Genomic DNA, 22,308 nt, shown 5'->3' on the forward strand with positions numbered 1-22,308 from the left:
TGTCGATGAGTTCCGCCGCCGTTCGTCGTCTTATTAGAGAGTGCCGCAGCAACGGCACCACGCGGAGAGGAGCCCGACATGATGACCACGACCGAGCTGGCGCAGGTGCTCTTCGCCACCACCCTGCAGCCGTCCGACGAGCTGTCCGCCTACCGGATCCGCGCGGCCGTGGACGAGCGGCTGTGCGCGTGCGGCGGCGACCCGGCCGGGTGCGCGGCGTACGTGGCGCAGGAGGCCGGCGACCACCCCGAGACGTACGTGCGCCGGATGCGCTGGGCCCTCGACGCGGTCGCCGTCGCCTACGAGCCGGCCGCCGCCTGAGCCCTATCAGCCGAACCGGACCAGTGTCCACACCGTCACGAGCAGGCCGACGACGGCCAGCCCGGCGCCGGCGAGCAGGAAACGCCGCATCGGGACCTTGACCCCGTGGCGGCGGCACGACTCGAACCACAGCAGCGTGGCCAGCGAGGCCCACGGGGTGACGACCGGGCCGACGTTGGTGCCGACGAGCAGTGCCAGCAGCAGGTCCCGGTCGGTGGCCGGGATGACGAGCTGGACGGCCTGGTAGGCGGGCAGGTTGTTGATCAGGTTGGACAGTCCCGCGCCGACCGCGGCGGTGCGGTAGGGGTCGCCCTCGCCACCGATCATCCAGCTCATGAGGGCGGACAGCCCGTGGTTGCTGAGCGTGGGCACGACCAGGAACAGGCCGGTCACGAAGATGAGCAGCTGCCAGGGCACCAGGCTCCAGGTCAGGCGCTCGCGGGCGCGCAGCAGGAAGGCCGCCAGGACGATGGCGGCCGCCGCGGTTGCGGCGATGGCGACGTGCGCCTTGAACAGCAGCAGGGCGATGAACAGCAGGCATCCGGCCGAGGCGGCGGCGAACAGCGCGCGGTCGGCCACGGGCTCCAGGATCGGCGGAGTATAGCGCAGGTCGCGGCGCTCGCCGCGGCGCCAGTAGAACGCCCACAGGAACGCCATCGTGACCGCGATGGCGGCGATCTGGGGGGCCCACATGCGGGCGGCGAACTCCTGGGCGTCGAGGCCGATCTTCTTGATGCCGAGCAGGTTCGTCAGGTTGGAGACCGGCAGCAGCAGGCTGGCCGTGTTGGCCAGCCAGATCGTGGTCATGGCCAAGGGAAGGGCGGCGATGCGGGCTCGCGGGGCGAGGGCGAGCATGACGGGGGTGAGCAGGACCGCCGTCGTGTCCAAGTTCAGAAATATCGTGACAAAAGACGCGAAAGCGGTACAAAGAAAAAAGAGGGCGGCGTAGTTGCCGCGTCCGAGCACCGCCATCCTCGCCGCGATGGCGTCGAAGACCTGAGCCTCCTTGGTCAGCTCGGCCAGCAGGATGATCGCGACCAGGAAGACCAGCAGCGGGCCGATCTCGGTGAGGCTCTCGACCGCCTCTGCCCAGGGCAGCAGCCCGGTCGCCACGAAGACCAGGCCGAGAAGCAGCAGCCCGACCCTGATCAGGTCGAGCACACCGAGACGCCGCAACACCCGACGATGATCGCACACCGCCGGGAGACGCGATACCCGAGGATGACGGCACACCACCAGGAGGCCGCGACACCTGAGCACCACCGCAGGGAAAAATGCCGATCCCGTGCCCGCATCCCCGGGGGATACTGGGCAGATGGCACGTGACGGCAGGCCGACCGAGATCTTCGTCAGCTATTCCCCCGCCGACACGGCATGGGCGACCTGGATCGCCTGGGAGCTGGAGGCGGCCGGCTACAAGACCATGATCCAGGCGTGGGACTTCGTGCCCGGCACCAACTTCATCGACTTCATGGACCGCGGGGTCAGCGAGGCGCAGCTGGTCGTGGCCGTGCTCTCGCGCAACTATCTCGGCTCCCGCTACGGGCGCATGGAGTGGCAGGCCGCGCTGCGCGCCGACCCCGACAACCCGTCCAACAAGCTCGTCACGATCAGGCTGGAGGACGTCCAGGTCGAGGGCCTGCTGTCCACGATCACGTGGGTCGACCTGCTCGGCGTCACCGACCCGGGCCAGGCCAGGGCGCAGCTGCTGAGCCGGGTCGGGGAGGCGATGTCCGGCCGGGCCAAGCCGGAGGCCGCGCCGGCCTTCCCCGACGGGTCCCGGGTGCCGCCGTCCCCGCCGACACTGCCGCCGCCCGCCGAGCGGGCCAGGGCGCGGCGCTCGCCGGTCACCGCGCCGAAGTTCCCGCCGGCGGCGGGCGACGACCGCGGGCGCGAGTCGATCAGCGTGCTGCACATCGGCGGCCCCAGGTTCGGCCGGGCGCTGCCCGACCCCGGCGACCCGTTCACGCCGGAGGACATGCAGGCGCGCATCTGGGCCGATCTGACCGCCATGTACGACCGCGGCATGCCCCGCCCCGACCTCATGGTCGTCAGCGGCGACCTGACCGAGTCGGGCAGTCTCGGGCAGTTCGGGCAGGCGACCCGGTTCATCACCGACCTGCGGCTGCTGATCGGGCTGGAGCCGCACCGGCTGATCCTGCTGCCCGGCCCGCGCGACGTGACCAAGGCCGCCGCGAGCGCGTACTTCATGACGTGCGAGGCCGACGACGTCAGCCCGCAACCCCCTTACTGGCCCAAGTGGCGCCACTTCGCGACCCTGTTCGGCGAGGTCTACCAGGGGCTGGACGACCGGGTGTTCGACGCCGCGCAGCCGTGGACGCTGTTCGAGGTGCCCGATCTGAAGGTGGTCGTGGCGGGGCTCAACTCGACGATGGCGATGAGTCATCTGGAGCGCGACGCGTACGCGCTGCTCGGGGAGGGCCAGGCGGCGTGGTTCGCCGAGCGGCTGCGGCAGTTCGAGGAGGACGCCTGGTTGCGTCTCGGCGTGCTCGGCCATCCGCCGGGCGAGCTGCGCGACCTCCAGACGTTCGAACGGCTGCTGGGCCACCGGCTCAACCTGCTCCTGCACGGCGGCACCGGGGAGGGGACCGAAGGCCGGATCGCCGCGCCGCGCTCGGGGCGGCACCAGGTCGTCGAGATCGGCCCCGACGGGCTGCGCCTCTGGCGGCCGGACGGGCAGCCCGACGGGCGGCCTCAGCTGGTCCGCTCCCGCTGGCGGGCCGCCGGGACCACGTTCACCGGCCAGAGCCCGCCCGCCGCCGCGCCCGCGCCCCGGGCGGCCGAGCGCGAGCCGAGCCCGGTGGAGCTGCTGCTCGACCGCATCACCGAGGTCTGCGAGGCCCGGCACGAGCGGGCCAGGATCCGCAGGTTCGACACCCATCTGGTGGTCACCCACCCGGAAGACGGGTTCGTCCGCCAGACGATGATCGGCGCGTACGCGGGCGAAGGCACCGAGGGAGGGGCGACGCCGCCGAGGAGGCGGCGAACGACTTCGCCCGGCGCGCCCACGCCGCCGGCCTGCCCGCCGAGCTGGTCTACCAGGGTCCGCCCGCCTCCCGCGCACTGCGCGACGAGCTGATGCGCAAGGGCGTGCGGCTGCGCAGCTTCACCGAGTTCCAGGGGCTGCTCGACCTGAGCGGCTACGTCAGCGAGCAGACCGCCCGCCTGACCAACGACCGCCGCTACCCGCCCCATCTGTACGTGCCGCAGCGCTACCGTGAGCTCGACCGCCCCGGCAGCCAGGTCAAGCACGGCCTGACCGACGAGCTGATGCGGCTGCTGGCCGCCGACCACGGCCGGTTCCTGCTGCTGCTGGGCGACTTCGGCCACGGCAAGACGTTCGCGCTGCGCGAGCTGGCCCGCCGCATCCCCGCCGAGCTGCCGCATCTGACGCCGATCCTGATCGAGCTGCGCGCCCTCGATAAGGCCCACTCGGTCGACGCGCTGGTCGCGGCCCATCTGGCGAGCCACGGCGAGGAGGTCATCGACCTCAAGGCGTTCCGCTACCTGCTGCGGCAGGGCCGGATCGTGCTGCTGTTCGACGGGTTCGACGAGCTGGTGACCCGGCTGACCTACGACCGCGCGGCCGACCACTTGTCCACGCTGCTGGCGGCGGCCGAGGACAAGGCCAAGATCGTGGTGGCCAGCCGCACCCAGCACTTCAAGTCGCACAGCCAGGTGCTGACCTCGCTCGGCGAGATGGTGGGCGTGCTGCCGCAGCGGCGGGTCCTGGGCGTTGAAGACTTCACGCACGACCAGATCCGCTCCTACCTGGCCAACAGGTTCGCCGACGGCGACGAGGCCGGCGCCCGCATGTCGCTGATGTCCGAGATCGAGGACCTGCTCGCGCTGGCGCAGAACCCGCGCATGCTGAGCTTCATCGCCGACCTCGACGCCGACCGGCTGCGCACGGTCGCCGAGGCCCGCCACACGATCAGCCCGGCCCTGCTGTACGAGGAGATCCTCACCTCGTGGCTGGCCTTCGAGGAGCGGCGGGCCCGGGTCCCCGGCTCGGCGGTGGCGCTGACCGTCGAGGAGCTGTGGCGGGTGGTGACGGCGCTGGCGGTGCGGCTGTGGGAGAGCGGCGAGTCGCTGCTGGGCGTGGACGAGCTGACCGAGATCGGCGAGACGCTGACCGACCTGGCCGACGGGCAGCTCTCGGCCGCCCACGCCGCGTTCCGGATGGGCTCGAGCAGCCTGCTGGTCCGCACTGAGGAGGGGATGTTCGGGTTCATCCACGCGTCGGTGATGGAGTGGCTGATCGCCCGCCACATCGCCACCACCCTGGACAACCCGGTGCTGCTGTCGCTGCGGCCGCTGTCGGCGCTGACCGTGGAGTTCCTGTGCGACCTGGCCGACGTACGCGCGCTGCGCGCCTGGGTGGCCGATCCCCAGCCCGACGACCTGGCCAAGGCCAACGCGGTCAAGATCGCCGCCAGGTTGCGCACGCCCGCCCGTACCGACCTGCGCGGCGCCAACCTGAAGGGCGAGGACCTGTCGGCCAGAGACCTGCGAGAGGTCGACCTCACCGGCGCCGACCTGTCGGAGACGACGCTCGCGGGCACCAACCTGTCCAGGGCGACCCTGCGCGAAGCCAGGCTGGTGGGCGCGCGGCTCGACGGCGCCCAGCTCACCGGGGCCGACCTGCGCGGCGCCGACCTGTCGGGGGCGCGGCTGGCGCGGGTCGACCTGAGCGACGCCGCGGTCGAGGGCGCCCGCTGGCACCGGGCCGCGCTGATCGACGTGACCGGCACGCTGCCGCACCTGCCGGGCGCGGCCGTGCTGCCGGGGCTGCCGGTCGAGGTGCAGTTCGCGCCGGCCGGCATCGGCGTCCCGTACGGCTACCACTTCCAGACCAGCCGCCTGCCCGAGCCGATCGCCTACAGCCCTGACGGCTCCACGCTCGCGATCGGCAACGAGGACGGCGGCGTACTGCTGTGCGCGGGCGGCGCCCCCGTGCGCACACTGCAGGGACATCAGGGCCGGGTGTACGCCGTCACGTTCGCCGGCGGCCTGCTGGCCACCGGCGCCAGCGACGGCAACGTGCTGCTGTGGGACGCGATGACCGGCGAGCCCCTGCGCGGCCTGCGCGGCCACCCCGACGGCGTCTGGCCGGTCCGCTTCGACGCCTCGGGCGAGCTGGTGGCCGCGGGCGGCGGCGACGGCGTCGTCCGCGTGTGGGAGAGCGCCACCGGCCGGCTCGTGCACGAGCTGGCCGGGCACCAGGCTCCCGTCTTCACCGCCTCCTTCGGCCGCTCGTCGCTGGTCATCGGCGACTCGGCGGGCGTGGTGCGGGTCTGGGACCTGCGCTCGGGCAAGGTGCGCGAGACCCTCGGCGAGCACCGGGGCAGCGTCTACCGCGCCGTCCACAGCCCCGACGGCTCGCTGCTGGCCACCGGCGACGAGGCGGGCACCGTCCGGCTCTGGGACACCACAACCTGGCGCCTGCTGCACGAGCTGCACGGCCACCTGGGCAGCGTCTACTGCGTGGCCTTCGCCCCCGACGGCTCGCTGCTGGCGACCGGCGACACGGCGGGCAGCGTCCGCCTGTGGGACCCGTCGGGCGAGTCCCGTGGCGTGCACCTCACCCACGCGGCGGCCGTCTACCAGGTCGCCTTCAGCCCCGACGGGCAGGTGCTGGCGACCGGCGACTCCGACGGCTCCGTACGCCTGCAGCGGCTCGGCGGCGGCCAGCGGATCGAGCTCACCGGGCACCGCAGCTCGGTCTGGCCGTTCGCGTTCAGCCCCGACGGCCGCCAGCTCGCCACCAGCAGCAACGACGGCACCGTGCGCCTGTGGGACCCCGACAGCGGCCAGTGCCAGCGGGTGCTGCGCGGCCACGGGCGACGGATCTCCTCGGTCAGGTTCAGCGCCGACGGCACGATGCTGGCCACCAGCGGCAACGACGGCATCGTGCGCCTGTGGGAGCCGCGCACGGCGCGGCGGGTGCGCGAGTTCACCGGCACCGCCGACCGGCTGGTCTCGGCGTCGTTCTCGCCGGCCGGGCCGACGCTGGCCACCGCCAGCAACGACGGCGGCGTGCACTTCTGGAACGCCGCCACCGGCGACTACGAGCGCGAGCTGCACGCCGAGACCGAGCACGTGTGGGCCGAGGCGTTCAGCCCCGGCGGCGACCTGCTGGCCACGGCCAACGACGACGACAGCGTGCGCATCTGGTACCGCCCGACCGGGCGGCTGGCGGGCCACCTCACCGACCACCGGGGGCGGGTGCGCTCGATCGCGTTCAGCCCTGACGGCGGCTACGTGGCCACCGGCTGCGACGACAAGCTCGTCCGCCTGTGGCACGTCGCCTCCGGCGGCCGGGTGGCGACCCTGGAGGGGCACACCGACCGGGTCTACTCCGTGGCCTTCTCCCCCGACGGCCGCCACCTCGCCAGCGCGGGCAACGACGGCCGGGCCCTGCTGTGGGAGCTGCGCCCCGGCCAGCCGTGGCAGCCGCGCCTGCTGCACACGCTCACCCATGCCGGCGGGCGGTTGTGGAGCGTGGCGTTCGACGCCTCCGGCCGCCACCTGGCCACAGGGGGCGACGACCTGCTCGTACGCGTCTGGGACACCGCCACGGGACGGCCGCGCCACTCCCTGGCCGGGCACGCCCGCCGGGTGCTCTCGGTCGCCTACAGCCCCGTCTCCGACCTGCTGGCCAGCGCCGGCGACGACGGCGTGGTCATCCTCTGGGAGGGCGGCGAACGGCGGGCCACCCTGCTCGGCCTGGCCGAGGGCTGGGCCGCCCTGGCGCCCGACGGCCGCTACAAGGTGCAGGGCGACTACGCCGGGCAGTTCTGGCACGTCGTCGGGATGTCGCGGTTCGAGCTGGGCGAGCTCGACCCCTACCTGCCTGGCGTACGGCAGGTGCCGCTCGACTCCCCCTTCTGACTCAGAAGATCTCGACGCGGTCCATGCTGATCACCGTGCTGCCCGAGGCGGGGTTGCGCTCGCCGGTCACCCGCACCCGCAGCGTGTGCGCGCCAGGTGCCAGCACCGGGCTCAGGTAGTTGAGCTGCTCGCCCACCCGGATGCCGCTGTAGTAGTCGACGCGCTGCTCGGGGCCGCCGTCGATGGAGATGGCCGCGATGCCGTTGCCCCGGTCGCGCACGCTCAGCAGCGCCACGCGGGTGCCGGTGAAACTGACCGTCGCGGTCGCGCCGGCCTGGCCGCTCCAGTGGTCGTTGCTCCAGAAGCACTGGTTGCCGCAGCCCGAGCCGGACTGCCACGAGCCGGCGTAGACGACCTGCGGATCGAAATCGTTGATCACCGACGTGGCCGCGCCCGGGTCGCCTGACGGCAGTTGCTGCGTGGCGCCCGCGGCGAGCGGCCGGCCGAAGTCCGGGGTGCCGTCGGCGTTCCAGCCGAACCGCTGCACCCGGGTGGTGCGGAAGTCGTAGGTGTACGTGCTCGTGTTCTTGCCGTGGTAGGCGATCCAGTCCTCGGTGCCGTCGGGCGAGCGGAAGAACGAGTGGTGGCCAGGCCCCCACACGCCCGTCGCGTCGTTCCGTGAGAACACCGGCCCGGCGTGCTGCCGCCAGTTCGCCGCCACCATCGGGTCGGCGCCGTCGGCGATGCTCTTCATCCAGAGCTGGTAGTCGGGCTTGCCGGTGTCGCAGGTGGAGTAGGTCAGGAACGTCCTGCCGTTGCGGTAGAGCGGCGTCGGCCCCTCGCGCACCTCCGCGCAGCCGCCGTCGGCCGGGATCGAGACCCGGCCGCCGGTGACCGTCCACGGGTTGCTCATCCTGGCGATGTAGAGCTGCGCGGGCCCGCCCATGCCGCGTCCCGGCCCCGTCCAGACGAAGTAGGACTGGCCGTTGTGGGTGATGGGCTCGCCGTCGATGGCGTACTCGCCGAAGTCGGCGATCTTGGCCTTGAACGCGTACGGGCCCATGGGGTCGTCACCGGCGGACTCCAGCACGTACATGCGGTGGTTGGCGTCCACGCCGTCGGAGGCGGTGTAGTAGATGTACCAGCGCGATCCGACGTGGCGGAAGGCCGGGGCCCACATCTGGGTGTCGCGGCTGCCGTCACTGTCGCGCCAGACGACCTGCTCGGGAGCGGCCAGCAGCGTGGCCAGGCTGGACGAGCGCCAGATGCCGATGCGGTCGCCGCGCGTGGTGGCCACGTAGTAGTCGCCCGCGTGGTACATCAGGCTCGGGTCCGCCGACGGGTTGACCGGGTTGCGGAACGACTGCGTCGCCGCGGCGGCCGGAAGCCCGGGGACGATCACGCTCAGGGTGAGGGTCAAGGCGAGTAAGGCGGCACGCCAGGGCGTTGAGCGCGGCATCGGCGGGTCCTTCCACGAACCTTGTCGGACGATCTTTCCGATGGTCATGGAAGAAAGTCATCCCGTCAACCGGCGGACGGCACGGCCGGACTCGCTCCAGCGCGGGCGGCTCGGTGCGGCGAACCCGGCCCGAATCGGCTCGACCGCGGCCGCCACCTCAGCAGCCCGGCCCAGACCCGGTCAACCGCGGGCTGCGCGGCGGAGCAGCTCGGCCCAGACCTCCTCGACCCGCTCGTCCAGCTCCTCCAGCGGGCCGTCGTTCGGGATCACGATGTCGGCCGCGGCCAGCCGGTCCTCCCGGCTCGCCTGGGCGGCGATGCGGGCCTTGGCGTCGGCCTCCGGCATGCCGCGATATTCGGCCAGCCGCCTGATGCGCAGCTCGTCCGGCGCGTCGACGACGATGATCACGTCGTACATCGGCGCCAGCTTGTTCTCCACCAGAAGCGGCACGTCGTAGACCATGATCGTGTCGTCGTCGGCATCCCGCTGCAACTGCGCCACCCGCTCCCCGACCAGCGGGTGGACGATCGCGTTGAGCGCCGCCAGCCGCTCGGAGTCGGCGAACACCACGGAGCCGAGCCGCTCCCGGTCGAGCGAGCCGTCCGGGCGGAGCATCTCCTCGCCGAACGTGGCCACCACCCGGGCCAGGCCCGGCGTACCGGGCTCGACCACCTCACGCGCGATCTTGTCGGCGTCGATCACCATCGCGCCCTTGGCCGACAGCCGCTTGGACACCTCGCTCTTGCCGGAGCCGATGCCGCCGGTAAGCCCGATTTTCAGCACCGTTGCAGCCTATCCACCCTCGGGGCGCGCGGGTCCATCACGAGAGATCGATCGTCGTCATCGAGGCGGAAGGGCTCCCTCCGGCGTCCGGCGCAGGTAGACCATCGTCAGGTGGTCGTCCATCCGCTCGCGGCTCGTCTCCCGATAGCCCAGACGGCGGTAGAGCCGCAGGTTTCCCTCCGACAGGTGACCGGTGAACAGGTCGAACGCCGTCGCCTCCGGCACCTGCTCGTGCAACGCGCGCAGCAGCGCCGTACCCACCCCCTGACCTTGCCGGTCGGGAGCGACGACGAGGCGGCCGGCCAGGCAGGTCGCGCCGGACATCTGCCCGCGCACCGCGCCGACGATCCGGGCTCCGTCGAGCGCCTTGAGCACGACCGCGCTCTCGATGACCTTGCGCACCTGCTCCAGCGACTCGACCAGCGGCGGGATGTACGGGTCTCCGTAGAGCTGCGCCTCGCTGACGTAAGCCGCCCGCTGCAGGGTGAGGATCTCGCCCGCGTCCGCCGCCACCGCCCGTTCGATCACCACGTCCAGCACCCTATCTCAGGGGGATACGCCCGACCGCGCGCTCGCCTCAGTGGAAGCGCCCGGCTGTGAGCTCTCCGGGGCACAGGGTGCGCGGCCTGGGCAGCACGCCGTTGACGAGGTAGCCGTGGACGCGGGCACGCAGGCACGCGGCACGCAGCTTGCCGGCCCCCTGCAGCAGGTACGCGTCCTGACCGTCGCCGTGCCACAGCACCCTCGCCCCGGGGATCCGCCTGGCCGCCCTGGCAGCGGCGGCGGGCGGATTGCCCGCATCCAGCATGCCGATCCCGACCAGCACCGACGACCTCCCCGCAGCCACCACCGGCACCACGAATCTCTCACCCTCAGCCGCCCACACCGGCAAAGCGAAGCCCTCGTCGCCAGACGTCACCGGCATCACAGAGCCCTCGTCTCCAGGCGTCACCCGCCGCACCGCAGAGCGGTCGCCCCCGGCCGGCACCCGCACCGTCGGGCCCCCGATCCCGGGCGCCGTCATCCGCGCCGTGGTGTCTTCGCGCCCGGTGGCACTCCCCTGGCCCTCGTCCATCGCTGTGGCCGGTGTCGCGGGGCGGGGTGGGAGGGGGCGCAGGCCCAGGCAGCGGGCGAGCTCGTGGCGGCCGGTCAGCCAGCCGACGCGCGGGGCCACGGCGCGCAGGCGTGACTCCATCGCCAGGAAACGCCGGTAGCCGGGCACGACGGGCATGAAGTCGTGGCACCACGTCGAGCGGGCCACCGTCCCCGGTTCCGCCGCGCGTGACACGGACGCCATCGCGGCCAGCGCGCGCAGGTCACCCGCCTCGGCCGCCGCCAGCGCCCGGGCCAGTTCCGGCCAGCGCTGCGGGGTGAGCCCGGCGAGCACGGCGGCCACCACCTGGTAGCCGCTCACCACACCCCTCCCCTGCCCCGGACCCGCCTGGCCCAGCCGGCCGGACGGGTTCGCGGCCGACGGTGCTCGTTCGAGGAGGGCGTCGAGCACCGCCACGGCGTCGTCGTCCGCGAGGGGGCAGCCCGGCTGGTTGGCGCACCAGTCGCCGAAGGCCGACAGCCGGCGCTCGGCCGCGCGGGCGTGGGCGATCAACCGCCGTCCCAGGCCGGTCCCGGGGTGGTCGGGCAGCCCCTCCAGGTACATCCGCCCGACCCGGCGCGGGAACAGCTCCGCGTACGCCCGCCCGTACACCGCCCCGTACGCGTTGCCGAAGTACCGCAGCCGGTCCTGGCCGAGCGCGGCGCGCAGGGCGTCGAGGTCGTGCGCCACCTGCCAGGAGGTGAAGCCGGCGTACGCGGGACCGGCGGCGACCCGGCAACTGCGGTCGTAGGCGGCGTTGTCGCGGGCGTAGGCGCGCCAGGCGGCCGGGCCGGGGACGAGCTGGATCCGGCGCGGGTCGGGCGGCGGCACGGAGCACCGCACCATGGCGGCGCTCCCCCGGTCACCGAACCCGCGCCCCTCGACGAACACGACATCGAACCACCGCGCCAGCTCGCTGACGGTGTCGGGCCTGGCACGCACACCCTGGACGGTGGAGTCCTCACCGATGTTCACCACCAGCGGGCCCAGACTGCGGGCGGGGTCACGCGCGGGCATCCTGGCCACGTCGACCTCGGTACGGGGACCGCGCGGAGCGGCCCAGTCCACGGGCACGGACAGCTTCGCGCACTGCAACCCGTCACCGCAGTCGCGCCACACCACCCCGCTCCCGTCGCCCACGAGACCACCCGAAGGCGGCGGCGAGGGAGAAACCCACGGCCGCGCTCCCCCAGGCCCGCCCACCACGGGTACACCCACGAGCCCGCCCGCCGCAGGCACACCAAAGAGCCCGGCCACCACGGGCATGCCGGCAAGCCCGGAGGCACGCACCTGCGGCCCGGAAGACCCGTGATTGCGGGTCACCGCACCGGAGGTCGGCGGCGAGGCCGTAGCGGCGCCGACCGTAACCCTGGTGGCCGGCGGCATTGCCGGAGCCGTTGTCAGAGCCGTCGCCAGGGCCGTCAGAAGGAGCGGCCGGAGGGGTGCAGCCCGGAGAGATCGCTGAACCATACCCACCGCGTAGCCCCCGAGAAAGTCGTGACCAACAGCAGGACGACAGTCTCCCAGGACTCAACCCCGCAGGTCAGAGCCTTGCAAAGAGCGGTGGGTAAAATCTCGCCACCCCTCAGCGAACTATCCGGAAAAATGCGCGTATGCCGTCCACCAGCGGGCCGGGTGCCGCCATGGCCACCATGTGACTGGGGCTCTGCGCCGTCCCCCAATAGACGATGTCGTTCCCGCGCTCCGCGATCCGCCGCATCGCCGCGGGCCCTCCGTGCGTCACCCCGGTCGGCACGGCGCGCTGGTCGGCGGGCAGCCCGGCCGCCCCTTCGTAGTACGTCCACGACGAGGAGCCGCCGGTCTCCGTCAGCCAGTACAGGGCGGCGTTGGTCAGCACGAGGTCCCGGTCGATCGGCTCGGCCCCCGATCCCCAGCCGTCGAACTCCTTGTACCGCTCCACCAGGTACGCCAGCTGCGCCACCGGCGAGTCGGCGAACCCGTACGCGAGCGTCTGCGGCCTGGCGGCCAGGTACGGCCCGTACCCGCTGCCCTGCCCCATCCACGCGGTCAGCTCCTTCAGCTCGGCCAGCTCCTCGTCGGAGAGCCCCTCCAGCTCCGCCGGGTCGCCGGTGGGGATGCCTAGCCCGGCCGTGATGAGCGAGCCGGCCACGTGCTCGGGGGCCAGGGCGGCCAGCCGCGGGGTGACCAGCGCGCCCGCGTCGTTGCCGTGCGCGCCGTAGCGCTCGTACCCGAGCCGGCGCATCAGCTCCGCCCAGGTGCGGGCCACGCGGTCGACGCTCCACGGCCGCTCGTCGGCGGGGCCGGGGAACGGCGAGAAGCCGAAGCCGGGCAGCGACGGGGCCACGACGTGGAAGGCGATGCCGGGGTCGAGCCCGTGCCCGCGCGGGTCGGTGAGCGGCCCGATGACGTCGAGGAACTCGGCGACGGAGTTCGGCCAGCTGTGCGTCATGATCAGCGGCAGCGCGTCCGGCTCGGGTGAGCGCACGTGCGCGAAGTGGATGGGCTGGCCGTCGATGGTGGTGGTGAACTGCGCGAACGCGTTCAGCCTGGCCTCCTGGGCGCGCCAGTCGAACCCGTCGGCCCAGTAGCCGGCCAGGTCCCGCAGGTACGCCACGGGCACGCCTCTGCTCCAGCCGCCGGGCAGTTGCGCCGCCCACCGGGTGCGCCGCAGCCGTTCGCGCAGGTCGTCGAGGTCGCTTTGCGGGATATCGATACGGAAGGGGTTGATCTCGTCCATGCCGGTGACGGTAGAAGACCTTGCGGAAAGCCCGCTTCCGCGTCACCCGTCTTCGCGCGGCGGTTTTTCCCGTGGAGGCACCGCAACAAGTCATGCGGCAGGCACGCAAAAGGCTCGGAACGTTTCCCGTACGGGCACGCGAGAGAGGATCCGGCAGGAAACGCGAAAGGCCCCGCACGGATGCGGGGCCTTTCGTTTCTAGCGGTGCCTCAGGCGGCCGAGGTCAGGGACCTCAGCTCTGGCCGCCCGCGAGCTTCTCGCGCAGAGCCGCGAGCGCCTCGTCAGAGGCGAGCGCGCCGCTGGCCGGAGCCGACGAGGAGGAGCCGCCCTGCGGGGCCTGCGTCTCGCCGCTGTAGGACGAGGGAGCGGCCTCGCCGGCCTCCGCCTCGGCCTTGCGGGCCTCCTCGATCTGCTTCTTGTGGGCCTCGAAGCGGGTCTGGGCCTCGGCGTACTGCCGCTCCCAGTCCTCGCGCTGCTTGTCGAAGCCCTCGAGCCACTCCCCGGTCTCCGGGTCGAAGCCCTCGGGGTAGATGTAGTTGCCCTGGTCGTCGTACGTGGCCGCCATGCCGTAGAGGGTCGGGTCGAACTCGACCTCGGTGCCGACGCCCTCGTTGGCCTGCTTCAGCGAGAGGCTGATGCGGCGACGGTCGAGGTCGATGTCGATGATCTTGACGAAGATCTCGTCGCCGACCTGGACGACCTGCTCCGGAATCTCCACGTGGCGCTCGGCCAGCTCGGAGATGTGGACCAGGCCCTCGATGCCCTCCTCGACCCGGACGAACGCGCCGAACGGCACCAGCTTGGTGACGCGGCCCGGCACGACCTGGCCGATCTGGTGGGTGCGGGCGAACTGCTGCCACGGGTCTTCCTGGGTGGCCTTGAGCGACAGGGAGACGCGCTCGCGCTCCATGTCGACGTCGAGGACCTCGACCGTGACCTCCTGGCCCACCTCGACCACCTCGGACGGGTGGTCGATGTGCTTCCAGGACAGCTCGGACACGTGGACCAGACCGTCGACGCCGCCGAGGTCCACGAACGCACCGAAGTTGACGATCGAGGAGACGACGCCCTTGCGGACCTGCCCCTTCTGGAGGGTGTTGAGGAACGTCTGGCGGACCTCGGACTGCGTCTGCTCCAGCCAGGCGCGGCGCGACAGAACCACGTTGTTGCGGTTCTTGTCGAGCTCGATGATCTTGGCTTCGAGCTCGCGGCCGACGTACGGCTGCAGGTCGCGGACCCGGCGCATCTCGACGAGGGACGCGGGCAGGAAGCCCCGCAGGCCGATGTCGAGGATGAGGCCGCCCTTGACGACCTCGATGACGGTGCCGGTGACGATGCCGTCCTCGTCCTTGATCTTCTCGATCGTGCCCCAGGCCCGCTCGTACTGAGCGCGCTTCTTGGACAGGATCAGCCGGCCCTCCTTGTCCTCCTTCTGGAGGACGAGGGCTTCGACGTGCTCTCCGACTTCCACGACGTCAGCAGGATCGACATCGTGCTTGATCGAAAGCTCGCGCGAGGGGATGACTCCCTCGGTCTTGTAGCCGATATCGAGAAGAACCTCGTCTCGATCGACCTTGACGACGGTGCCCTCGACGATGTCGCCGTCGTTGAAATACTTGATGGTCTCGTCGATCGCCGCGAGGAAGGCTTCCTCGGACCCGATGTCGTTGACCGCTACCTGCGGGGTGCTCGAGGTGGCCTCAGTGCTGGACGTCATGTGTGGAATTGCTCCGAACGCGGACAGGATGTCGATGTGGCGGATGCGCGGCAGGCCCTCTTCCGCATCAAGCCGAGGAATTACGACATCGACGTGACCGAGCGCGAGCCCGCTCCGTCTGAGGCGCGCGCGAGCCCACAGCGCAGCGATCAGCATATGAGACCATCGCCACTGGGTCAATCCGGGGAGGACTCAGTAGGCGATGACCTGGAGCCCTCGCTTGGCGACGATATTACCGCGTCGTTTCTCCGGGATGGAGATCCGGTCCGGATCGCCGTCGCTGACATAGCGCTCACCAGGGTGCCTGTCCAGCCAGTCGAGCCAGTACTGCGAGCACCACTTGCGGCACTCGCCCTTCTTGCCGTTGCTCTGGATGCGCTGGATCGCACCACGGTCGAACTTTTTCGCGTAGGGCGAAAGTGACGGCTCGGCTCCCGCGAGGAACACGCCCGCGAAATCATACCTCGTACCGTCCCATGATCCGCTTCTGGCGGACTTCTTGCCTCGCGGCATGGATCCGTACGGCAGGGCCATGGTCTCCGACGGCGGCGCGCCGAGTTTCTTCAGCAGCCGTTCGATCCTGACGATCTGCTCGCGGACCTTCTTGCGTTTGAGCACGCGCAGGTTGGGGTGGGTCCAGGTGTGGTTGGCCACCTCGTGGCCGTGCTCGGTCAGCCACCGTACGGCGGCCGCCTGGGAGTCACGGTCACGCAGCCCGAACGGCTCCTTGTTGACCCAGAACGTGGCGACCGGCCGGAAGCCGGGATAGCGCGAGGCGACGTCGTGGATGACGCCGACGGCCGTGTCGGGCCGGGGGTTGCCGTGGGCGTCCAGCCCGAAGTGGCTGGGATGTCCGTCGTCGAACGTCAGCACGACCGGGAACTTGCCCGCCGGCACGTGGATCTCGCCGCGGACGAACTCCCTGGCGGTGATCGGCACGTAGCCGCGCTTGGCCAGCTTCTCCAGCTCCTTCCTGAGCTGGGCGGGCGTGCGGTCGAGCGAGGCGAGCCGCTTGGCCAGGATGCGGTGGTACATCAGGACCGGCACCAGCCCCGCCTCGTTGGCGTGCACCTGGCGGGCGAACTCCGGCGTGGAGACCCCGCCGGGCGGCAGGCCGACGGGGGTGGGCGTGGCGGGCGGCCGGGCGCCTTCGTCGCCGCCCCCGACGGTGGCCGTCTCACGGGGCTCGGCGTGCGGCCGCGGCTCGCCGGGTAAGAGGCTCAGCCCGACGATGGCGATCGAGATCACCACCACGTTCGCCAGCCCAATGATGCGCATGAGGGAAGCTGGTAGCCGCACAGAACTCCCGGCCGATCGGTGAAATCCGCTCCAGACTAGTGCAGAAGCCGCCCGCCCGGCCGCCAGGACCCGGTGGCCCGCCGTCATGACCGGCGGCGCGCCACCGTCACCTCACCGCCGCCTCAAGCGGCCCACCGCCACAGGCTCAAACAGCCCGCCGGGCTCAGTGGCCCGCGTCCTCCCACGTACGCCCGACGCCCACGGAGACCTCCAGCGGCACCCGCAGGGTGTAGGCGGCGTTCATCTGGTCGCGGACGAGCTGCTTGAGCGTCTCCAGCTCGCCCGGCGCCACCTCGAACACGAGCTCGTCGTGCACCTGCAGCAGCATCCGGGAGGCCAGCCTCTCCTCGCGGATCGCCTGGTGCACGTGGAGCATGGCGACCTTGATGATGTCGGCGGCCGAGCCCTGGATCGGCGCGTTGAGCGCCATCCGCTCGGCCATCTCGCGCCGCTGGCGGTTGTCGCTGGTGAGGTCGGGCAGGTAGCGGCGGCGGCCCATGATCGTCTCGGTGTAGCCGTCGGTGCGCGCCTGGGAGACGATGGCGTGCAGGAAGTCACGCACGCCGCCGAACTCCTGGAAGTATTCCTCCTTCAGCGCCCGCGCCTCGGCCACCGGGATGTTGAGCTGCCCGGACAGCCCGAAGTCGGACAACCCGTAGGCCAGGCCGTAGTTCATCGCCTTGATGCGGGCCCGCAGCTCGCCGTCGATCTGCTCGGGCGGCAGGTCGAAGACGCGGGCGGCGGTGGCTCGGTGGAAGTCGTGGCCGGACTCGAACGCGGCGATCAGCGACTCGTCGCCGGACAGGTGGGCCATGATGCGCAGCTCGATCTGGCTGTAGTCGGCGGTCAGCAGCGTCTCGTAGCCCTCGCCGACCGTGAAGCCCTGCCGGATGCGGCGGCCCTCGGCGGTGCGGATCGGGATGTTCTGCAGGTTGGGCTTTTCGGACGACAGCCGGCCGGTGGCGGCGATGATCTGGTTGAACGTGGTGTGGATGCGCCCGTCGTCGGAGATCTCCTTGATCAGGCCCTCGACGGTGGTGCGCAGCTTCTGCTGGTCGCGGTGGCGCAGCATGATCGTCGGCAGCTCGTGCTCGGTCTGGGTGGCGAGCCAGGCGAGCTGGTCGGCGTCGGTGCTGTAGCCGGTCTTGATCTTCTTGGTCTTGGGCAGGTTGAGCCGGGTGAACAGGATCTCCTGCAGTTGCTTGGGCGAGCCCAGGTTGAACTGCTCGCCGACCGAGCGATGGGCCTCCTCGACTGCGTGCTTGACCGCGGCGCCGAACTCGGCCTCAAGACCGGTGAAGTAGGCGCTGTCGACGGCGATGCCCGCGCGTTCCATCTCGGCCAGCACCGACAGCAGCGGCAGCTCCACGTCGGCCAGCAGCTGGGTGCCGCCGCGCCCGGCCAGGAAGGTCTCCAGGCTCTCGGCCAGCTCGAGCACGGCGTGGGCGCGCAGCGCGAGGTCCTTGGCCGGGGCGTCCTCGTCGTCGCCGAACAGCGCGGCCTGCCCGCTCGGCTCCTCCTCGGCCCGCAGGTCGCGGTGGAGGTAGCGGCGGGCGAGGTCTTCGAGGGCGAACGTGCGCTGCCCCGGCATGGCGAGGTAGGCGGCCAGCGCGGTGTCGCAGCTCAGCCCGCGCAGCTCCATGCCCTGACCCCAGAGAGCCAGGATGGGCCCCTTGGCGTCGTGGACGGCCTTGGGCCTGGTCTCGTCGCCCAGCCAGGCGCGCAGGGCCGCCTCGTCGGCCTCGGTGAGCTTGACGGGGTCGATGTAGGCGGCGGTGCCGTCGGGCGAGGCGATGGCGATGCCGTCGATGCGGCCGGTGCCGCTGCCGTAGACGCCCTTGAAGGCGAGCCCGGCGCGGCCCTCGGGCAGGGCGGAGAGCCACCCCTGGACCCGGTCGGGGCCGAGCAGCACGGTCTCGACCTCGAAGCCCTGCTCGGGCTCCTGCTCGCCGGTGCCGAGCACCTTGAAGACCCGCTCGCGCAGCTCGCCGCGGATCTGCAGGGTGTCGAACAGCTTGTTGATCTCCTCGCGATCCCAGGCGCCCTGGACGAGGTCGCCCAGCTCCACCTCCAGCGGGACGTCGCGCAGCAGCTCGGTCAGCCGCCGGTTCATCAGCACCTGGGCGACGTGCTCGCGCAGCTTGTCGCCGACCTTGCCCTTGACCTCGTCGACGCGGTCGACGAGCGCGGTCAGCGAGCCGAACTCGCGCACCCACTTGGCCGCGGTCTTCTCCCCCACACTGGGGATGCTGAGCAGGTTGTCGCTGGGGTCGCCGCGCAGGGCGGCGAAGTCGGGGTATTGCGCGGGGGTGAGGCCGTATTTCTCCTCGACCGCCTCGGGCGTGAAGCGGGTCATGTCGCTGATGCCGCGCCGGGTCATCAGCACGGTGACGTGCTCGTCGACCAGTTGCAGCGCGTCGCGGTCGCCGGTGACGATGAGGACGTCCATGCCCTCGGCGGCGGCGCGGGTGGCCAGCGTGGCGATGAGGTCGTCGGCCTCGAAGCCGGCCTTGGACAGGTGCGGCACGCGCAGCGTGACGAGCAGCTCGTAGATGAGCTGCATCTGACCGCGGAAGTCCTCGGGCGTCTCACTCCTGTTGGCCTTGTAGTCGGCGTATTCCTCGTGCCGGAACGTCGGCTCCGACCGGTCGAAGGCCACCGCGACGTGCGTGGGCCGCTCGTCGCGCAGGATGTTGGTCAGCATCGAGGTGAACCCGTAGACCGCCTCGGTGTGCTGACCGTCGGTGGTCATCAGGTTGGCGTCCTTGAGCGCGTAGAACGCGCGATAGGCCAGGGAATGCCCGTCAAGCAGCAGCAGGCACGGGCGGCTGGGGGTCACTTCACTCTTCGGCACGTACGCAGCCTAGTCTGCGTCTGCGACAGAAAACCTGAGCTCGAAAGAGTGGAGGCGTCCCCTTGACGCAGACCGATCCCCTGGACCATCCGCTCGATGCCTCCCTGTTCAACGACCTGCACGAGGGCACGCTGGCCGACCGGATGGGCATCGAGTTCCTCGAGGCCGGCCCCGAGCGGGTCGTGGGCCGGATGCCGGTCGAGGGCAACACCCAGCCGTACGGGCTGCTGCACGGCGGGGCCTCGGCGGTGCTGGCCGAGACGCTGGGCTCGGTGGGCGCGGCCGTGCACGCGGGTCCCGACCGCATCGCCGTCGGCATCGAGCTGAACGCCACCCATCACCGCTCGGCGACCTCGGGCCACGTCACGGGGATCGCGACCAGGCTGCACGGAGGCCGTAGTCTGGCGACGTACGACATCGAGATCTCCGACGATCAGGGGCGGCGGGTCTGCACGGCGCGGCTCACGTGCATGTTGCGTGACCGCTGACCCTTACGTCACTTTCACCGACCCTTTGCGCATGCCCCCCGCGGGTCGCTACGGTTGTTTCACCAGAGCCCGCGGGGAGGCTTAGTAGAAAACGTGTCCGGCCCCGCGTACGCGGAGGTCTTCCGCGCACGTAGAGGGATGAGACCGGACACGGCCCCAAAGGCCACCCCGCGGGCTCGTCGCGTTCCCCCGCGATCGTTACCGATTCGTTCCGTCGAAGCGCCAGGCGTCAAGCCCGATTTAGCCCCTGACCTGGCTCGACGTTTGCTCACATCAGTGACACACACATGTCTCTAATTGGTGACGAACGATACTGAAACGGGCGGCACCAGAATAGGCTCCCGCCATTGCATCCCAGTTGTGCCTGCGATGCGCGCGTGTCGAGATGGAGGGGTACAACCCCGCCTTGACTTACTTTCGAGGGAGCACCATTGCGCAGAGCCGTGATCGCGTTCACGGCCTTCCTGGGTGGACTCATCTTCCTGCTGGCCGTGCCCGCCCATGCGGATCCGGCCGACTGTCAGGGACTGAGGGGAACACTCAAACTCCAAGGCCAGCCAGTGAACGGCGCCAAGATCTCTGTCACCACCGAAGGCGGACAACCCGTCCAGGAGGTAACGAGTAACGCACAAGGCACGTGGGACGTTCAGGTCAAGGATCCGGGCAAGTACAAGGTCACCCTGGATCCCAGCAGCCTGCCGGCGAACTCCGAGGTCCGCGGCGGCAGCAACGTCCGCACGCCGACCGTCTACGAGGGCAACTGCTCCACCGTGCTGTTCGCGCTGCAGCCCAAGGCAGCCCCCGGGGCGGCCCCTGAGGACACCGGGCAGAGCACGTTCTGGGAGCAGGCGGCCCAGCTGACCTTCGAGGGCGTCAACCTCGGCCTGATCATCGCCCTCGGCGCGCTCGGCCTGTCGCTCATCTACGGCACCACCGGCCTGACCAACTTCGCCCACGGCGAGCTGATCACGCTCGGAGCCGTCATCGCCTACGCCTTCAACGTCGGATTCGGCCTCCAGCTCATCCCGGCCGCGATCATCGCGATCATCGTCTCGGGAGCCCTGGGCTACGGCCAGGACCGGTTGTTCTGGGGGCAGCTGCGCAAGCGCGGCACCGGGACCATCGCCATGATGATCATCTCGATCGGCGTCGCGATCCTGCTGCGCAACCTCATCCAGTTCTTCTTCGGGGCGCAGACCGACAGCTACACCGACTACAACACCCAGGCCGGCATCGAGATCGGCCCGATCAGCGCCGCGCCCAAGAACCTCTGGGCCATCGGCATCGAGCTGGCGGTCCTGATCGTCGTGGGCATCGCCCTGATGAAGACCCGCACCGGCAAGGCGGCGCGCGCCGTGGCCGACAACCCGGCCCTGGCCGCCTCCTCCGGCATCAACGTCGACCGCATCATCCGCATCATCTGGGCCTCGGGCTCCGCCATCGCCGCGCTGGCCGGCATCATGCTCGGCCTGTCGCAGTCGCTGAAGTTCACCATGGGCCAGGACATCCTGCTGCTCATCTTCGCGGGCGTCACGCTCGGCGGGCTCGGCACGGCCTTCGGCGCCCTGGTCGGCTCGCTCGTGGTCGGCATCTTCATCCAGGTGTCCACCCTGTGGGTGCCGCCGGAGCTGAAGTCCGTCGGCGCGCTGGCCGTACTGATCATCGTGCTTCTCTTCAGGCCGCAGGGCATCCTGGGCCGCCGCGAGCGGATCGGGTGACGGGGGTAACCATGGACTGGCTCACGATCATCACCACCACCGTTCACGCCGCCATCGGCTGGGAGTCCGTCGTCTACGGCCTGGCCGCGATCGGCGTCAACATCCACTTCGGCTACACCGGCCTGCTCAACTTCGGCCAGGCCGCGTTCATGGCCGTAGCCGGCTACGGCCTGGCCGTCGCCGTCACCGTCATGAACCTGCCGTTCTGGATGGGCATCGTGATCGGCCTGGCGGCAGCGGCGATCCTGGCGCTCCTGCTGGGCATCCCGACGCTGCAGCTGCGCGCCGACTATCTGGCGATCGTCACCATCGCCGCCGCCGAGATCGTCCGGCTCGTGTTCCGCTCGGTGTACTTCAAGGACATCTTCGGCGGTTCCGACGGCCGGCGCGGCTTCACCGGCGACTTCTACGCCATGAACCCGTTCCCGCCCGGCCACTACGGCGTCGGCCCGTTCGGCTTCGACGAGCGGGTCATCTGGTTCCTCACCGTCGGCTGGACCGTGGTGCTGCTCAGCTGCCTCGTCGTCTACCTGCTGATGAAGAGCCCGTGGGGCCGCGTGCTCAAGGCCATCCGCGAGGACGAGGACGCTGTACGCGCCCTGGGCAAGAACGTGTTCTCGTACAAGATGCAGTCGCTTATGCTGGGCGGCATCATCGGCTGCCTGGCCGGCTTCTTCTACGGCCTCTACAACGGCGCCGTGCAGCCCGACATCTTCGGCACCGAGATGACCTTCTTCGCCTACACCATCGTCATCCTCGGCGGCGCGGCCCGCGTCTTCGGGCCCGTCGTCGGTGCGATGGTCTTCTGGGTGCTGTTCGTCTTCGTCGGCAACACCCTCGCGGAGCTGGTCCGCAACGGGTTCATCCCGTTCATGACCACCACCCAGGTAGGCCCCATCCGGTACGCCCTGGTCGGTCTCGGATTCATCCTGTTGCTGGTCATCCGGCCACAGGGCATCTTCGGGGACAAGAGGGAGATCGCCATCAATGCCCGATGACACG

General features: G+C 70.9%; 15 protein-coding genes. 6 read left to right on the top strand and 9 right to left on the bottom strand.

Annotated features, from left to right (window positions below):
* The first annotated feature begins 78 nt into the window (after nt 1–78).
* Nucleotides 79–321 carry a hypothetical protein gene (locus ABFX54_RS29925; protein WP_346109905.1) on the top strand — a complete coding sequence of 81 codons (243 nt, stop codon included), beginning with the start codon at nt 79–81 and terminating at the stop codon, nt 319–321.
* 6 nt (nt 322–327) lie between these two features.
* Here the strand turns inward: ABFX54_RS29925 and ABFX54_RS29930 are convergent, their stop codons facing one another.
* A complete protein-coding gene (locus ABFX54_RS29930; protein WP_346109906.1) occupies nt 328–1,500 on the bottom strand; it encodes an ArsB/NhaD family transporter in 1,173 nt (390 codons plus the stop codon).
* 136 nt (nt 1,501–1,636) lie between these two features.
* Here ABFX54_RS29930 and ABFX54_RS29935 point away from each other — a divergent pair, with 136 nt between their 5' ends.
* Entirely contained in the window at nt 1,637–3,421 is a 1,785-nt protein-coding gene (locus tag ABFX54_RS29935; RefSeq protein ID WP_346109907.1) for a TIR domain-containing protein, read from the top strand.
* Nucleotides 3,361–7,236 (top strand): WD40 domain-containing protein, encoded by a 3,876-nt coding sequence (locus ABFX54_RS29940; RefSeq protein WP_428834590.1) that lies wholly within the window; start codon nt 3,361–3,363, stop codon nt 7,234–7,236. Before ABFX54_RS29935 ends, ABFX54_RS29940 begins: the two co-directional genes overlap by 61 nt.
* 1 nt (nt 7,237) lies before the next feature.
* Here the strand turns inward: ABFX54_RS29940 and ABFX54_RS29945 are convergent, their stop codons facing one another.
* The 8 genes from ABFX54_RS29945 to polA form a co-directional block, all read right to left on the bottom strand.
* Nucleotides 7,238–8,635: a glycoside hydrolase family 43 protein gene (locus ABFX54_RS29945; RefSeq protein ID WP_346109909.1), complete on the bottom strand. Its 1,398-nt coding sequence runs from the start codon at nt 8,633–8,635 to the stop codon at nt 7,238–7,240.
* A 180-nt stretch (nt 8,636–8,815) separates the two neighbouring features.
* Nucleotides 8,816–9,418, bottom strand: coding sequence for a dephospho-CoA kinase (coaE, locus tag ABFX54_RS29950; RefSeq protein ID WP_346109910.1), 603 nt, complete (start codon nt 9,416–9,418; stop codon nt 8,816–8,818).
* A gap of 57 nt (nt 9,419–9,475) precedes the next feature.
* The gene (locus ABFX54_RS29955) at nt 9,476–9,946 is read right to left on the bottom strand and encodes a GNAT family N-acetyltransferase (RefSeq protein WP_346109938.1); all 471 of its coding nucleotides are present in this window, start codon (nt 9,944–9,946) and stop codon (nt 9,476–9,478) included.
* A 49-nt stretch (nt 9,947–9,995) separates the two neighbouring features.
* Nucleotides 9,996–11,651 carry an alpha/beta fold hydrolase gene (locus ABFX54_RS29960; RefSeq protein ID WP_346109911.1) on the bottom strand — a complete coding sequence of 552 codons (1,656 nt, stop codon included), beginning with the start codon at nt 11,649–11,651 and terminating at the stop codon, nt 9,996–9,998.
* 445 nt (nt 11,652–12,096) lie between these two features.
* On the bottom strand, nt 12,097–13,230 hold the full coding sequence (locus ABFX54_RS29965; protein WP_346109912.1) for an epoxide hydrolase family protein: 1,134 nt from the start codon (nt 13,228–13,230) through the stop codon (nt 12,097–12,099).
* Between the two features lie 232 nt (nt 13,231–13,462).
* Nucleotides 13,463–14,947: a 30S ribosomal protein S1 gene (gene rpsA, locus ABFX54_RS29970; RefSeq protein ID WP_106244732.1), complete on the bottom strand. Its 1,485-nt coding sequence runs from the start codon at nt 14,945–14,947 to the stop codon at nt 13,463–13,465.
* Between the two features lie 192 nt (nt 14,948–15,139).
* On the bottom strand, nt 15,140–16,225 hold the full coding sequence (locus ABFX54_RS29975) for a polysaccharide deacetylase family protein (protein ID WP_346109913.1): 1,086 nt from the start codon (nt 16,223–16,225) through the stop codon (nt 15,140–15,142).
* Nucleotides 16,226–16,409: 184 nt separating this feature from the next.
* Nucleotides 16,410–19,100, bottom strand: a complete 2,691-nt coding sequence (gene polA / locus ABFX54_RS29980; RefSeq protein ID WP_346109914.1) for a DNA polymerase I — start codon at nt 19,098–19,100, stop codon at nt 16,410–16,412.
* Between the two features lie 143 nt (nt 19,101–19,243).
* Between polA and ABFX54_RS29985 the strand changes: the two genes are divergently transcribed.
* From ABFX54_RS29985 to ABFX54_RS29995, 3 genes are all read left to right on the top strand, one after another.
* On the top strand, nt 19,244–19,588 hold the full coding sequence (locus ABFX54_RS29985; protein WP_428834591.1) for a PaaI family thioesterase: 345 nt from the start codon (nt 19,244–19,246) through the stop codon (nt 19,586–19,588).
* A 431-nt stretch (nt 19,589–20,019) separates the two neighbouring features.
* Nucleotides 20,020–21,306 (top strand): branched-chain amino acid ABC transporter permease, encoded by a 1,287-nt coding sequence (locus ABFX54_RS29990; RefSeq protein WP_346109915.1) that lies wholly within the window; start codon nt 20,020–20,022, stop codon nt 21,304–21,306.
* Nucleotides 21,307–21,317: 11 nt separating this feature from the next.
* Entirely contained in the window at nt 21,318–22,304 is a 987-nt protein-coding gene (locus tag ABFX54_RS29995) for a branched-chain amino acid ABC transporter permease (protein ID WP_346109916.1), read from the top strand.
* Nucleotides 22,305–22,308: the final 4 nt, after the last annotated feature.

This window comes from Nonomuraea maheshkhaliensis, from assembly GCF_039529435.1.
Taxonomy (GTDB): Bacteria; Actinomycetota; Actinomycetes; order Streptosporangiales; family Streptosporangiaceae; genus Nonomuraea; species Nonomuraea maheshkhaliensis.

Excerpts from the sequence above, each read along its gene's own strand:
- ABFX54_RS29925 (WP_346109905.1), top strand. The coding sequence starts at position 79 with ATGATGACCACGACCGAGCTGGCGCAGGTGCTCTTCGCCACCACCCTG.
- ABFX54_RS29935 (WP_346109907.1), top strand. The coding sequence starts at position 1,637 with ATGGCACGTGACGGCAGGCCGACCGAGATCTTCGTCAGCTATTCCCCC.
- ABFX54_RS29945 (WP_346109909.1), bottom strand. The coding sequence starts at position 8,635 with ATGCCGCGCTCAACGCCCTGGCGTGCCGCCTTACTCGCCTTGACCCTC.
- ABFX54_RS29965 (WP_346109912.1), bottom strand. The coding sequence starts at position 13,230 with ATGGACGAGATCAACCCCTTCCGTATCGATATCCCGCAAAGCGACCTC.
- rpsA (WP_106244732.1), bottom strand. The coding sequence starts at position 14,947 with ATGACGTCCAGCACTGAGGCCACCTCGAGCACCCCGCAGGTAGCGGTC.
- ABFX54_RS29975 (WP_346109913.1), bottom strand. The coding sequence starts at position 16,225 with ATGCGCATCATTGGGCTGGCGAACGTGGTGGTGATCTCGATCGCCATC.
- ABFX54_RS29985 (WP_428834591.1), top strand. The coding sequence starts at position 19,244 with ATGGGCATCGAGTTCCTCGAGGCCGGCCCCGAGCGGGTCGTGGGCCGG.
- ABFX54_RS29995 (WP_346109916.1), top strand. The coding sequence starts at position 21,318 with ATGGACTGGCTCACGATCATCACCACCACCGTTCACGCCGCCATCGGC.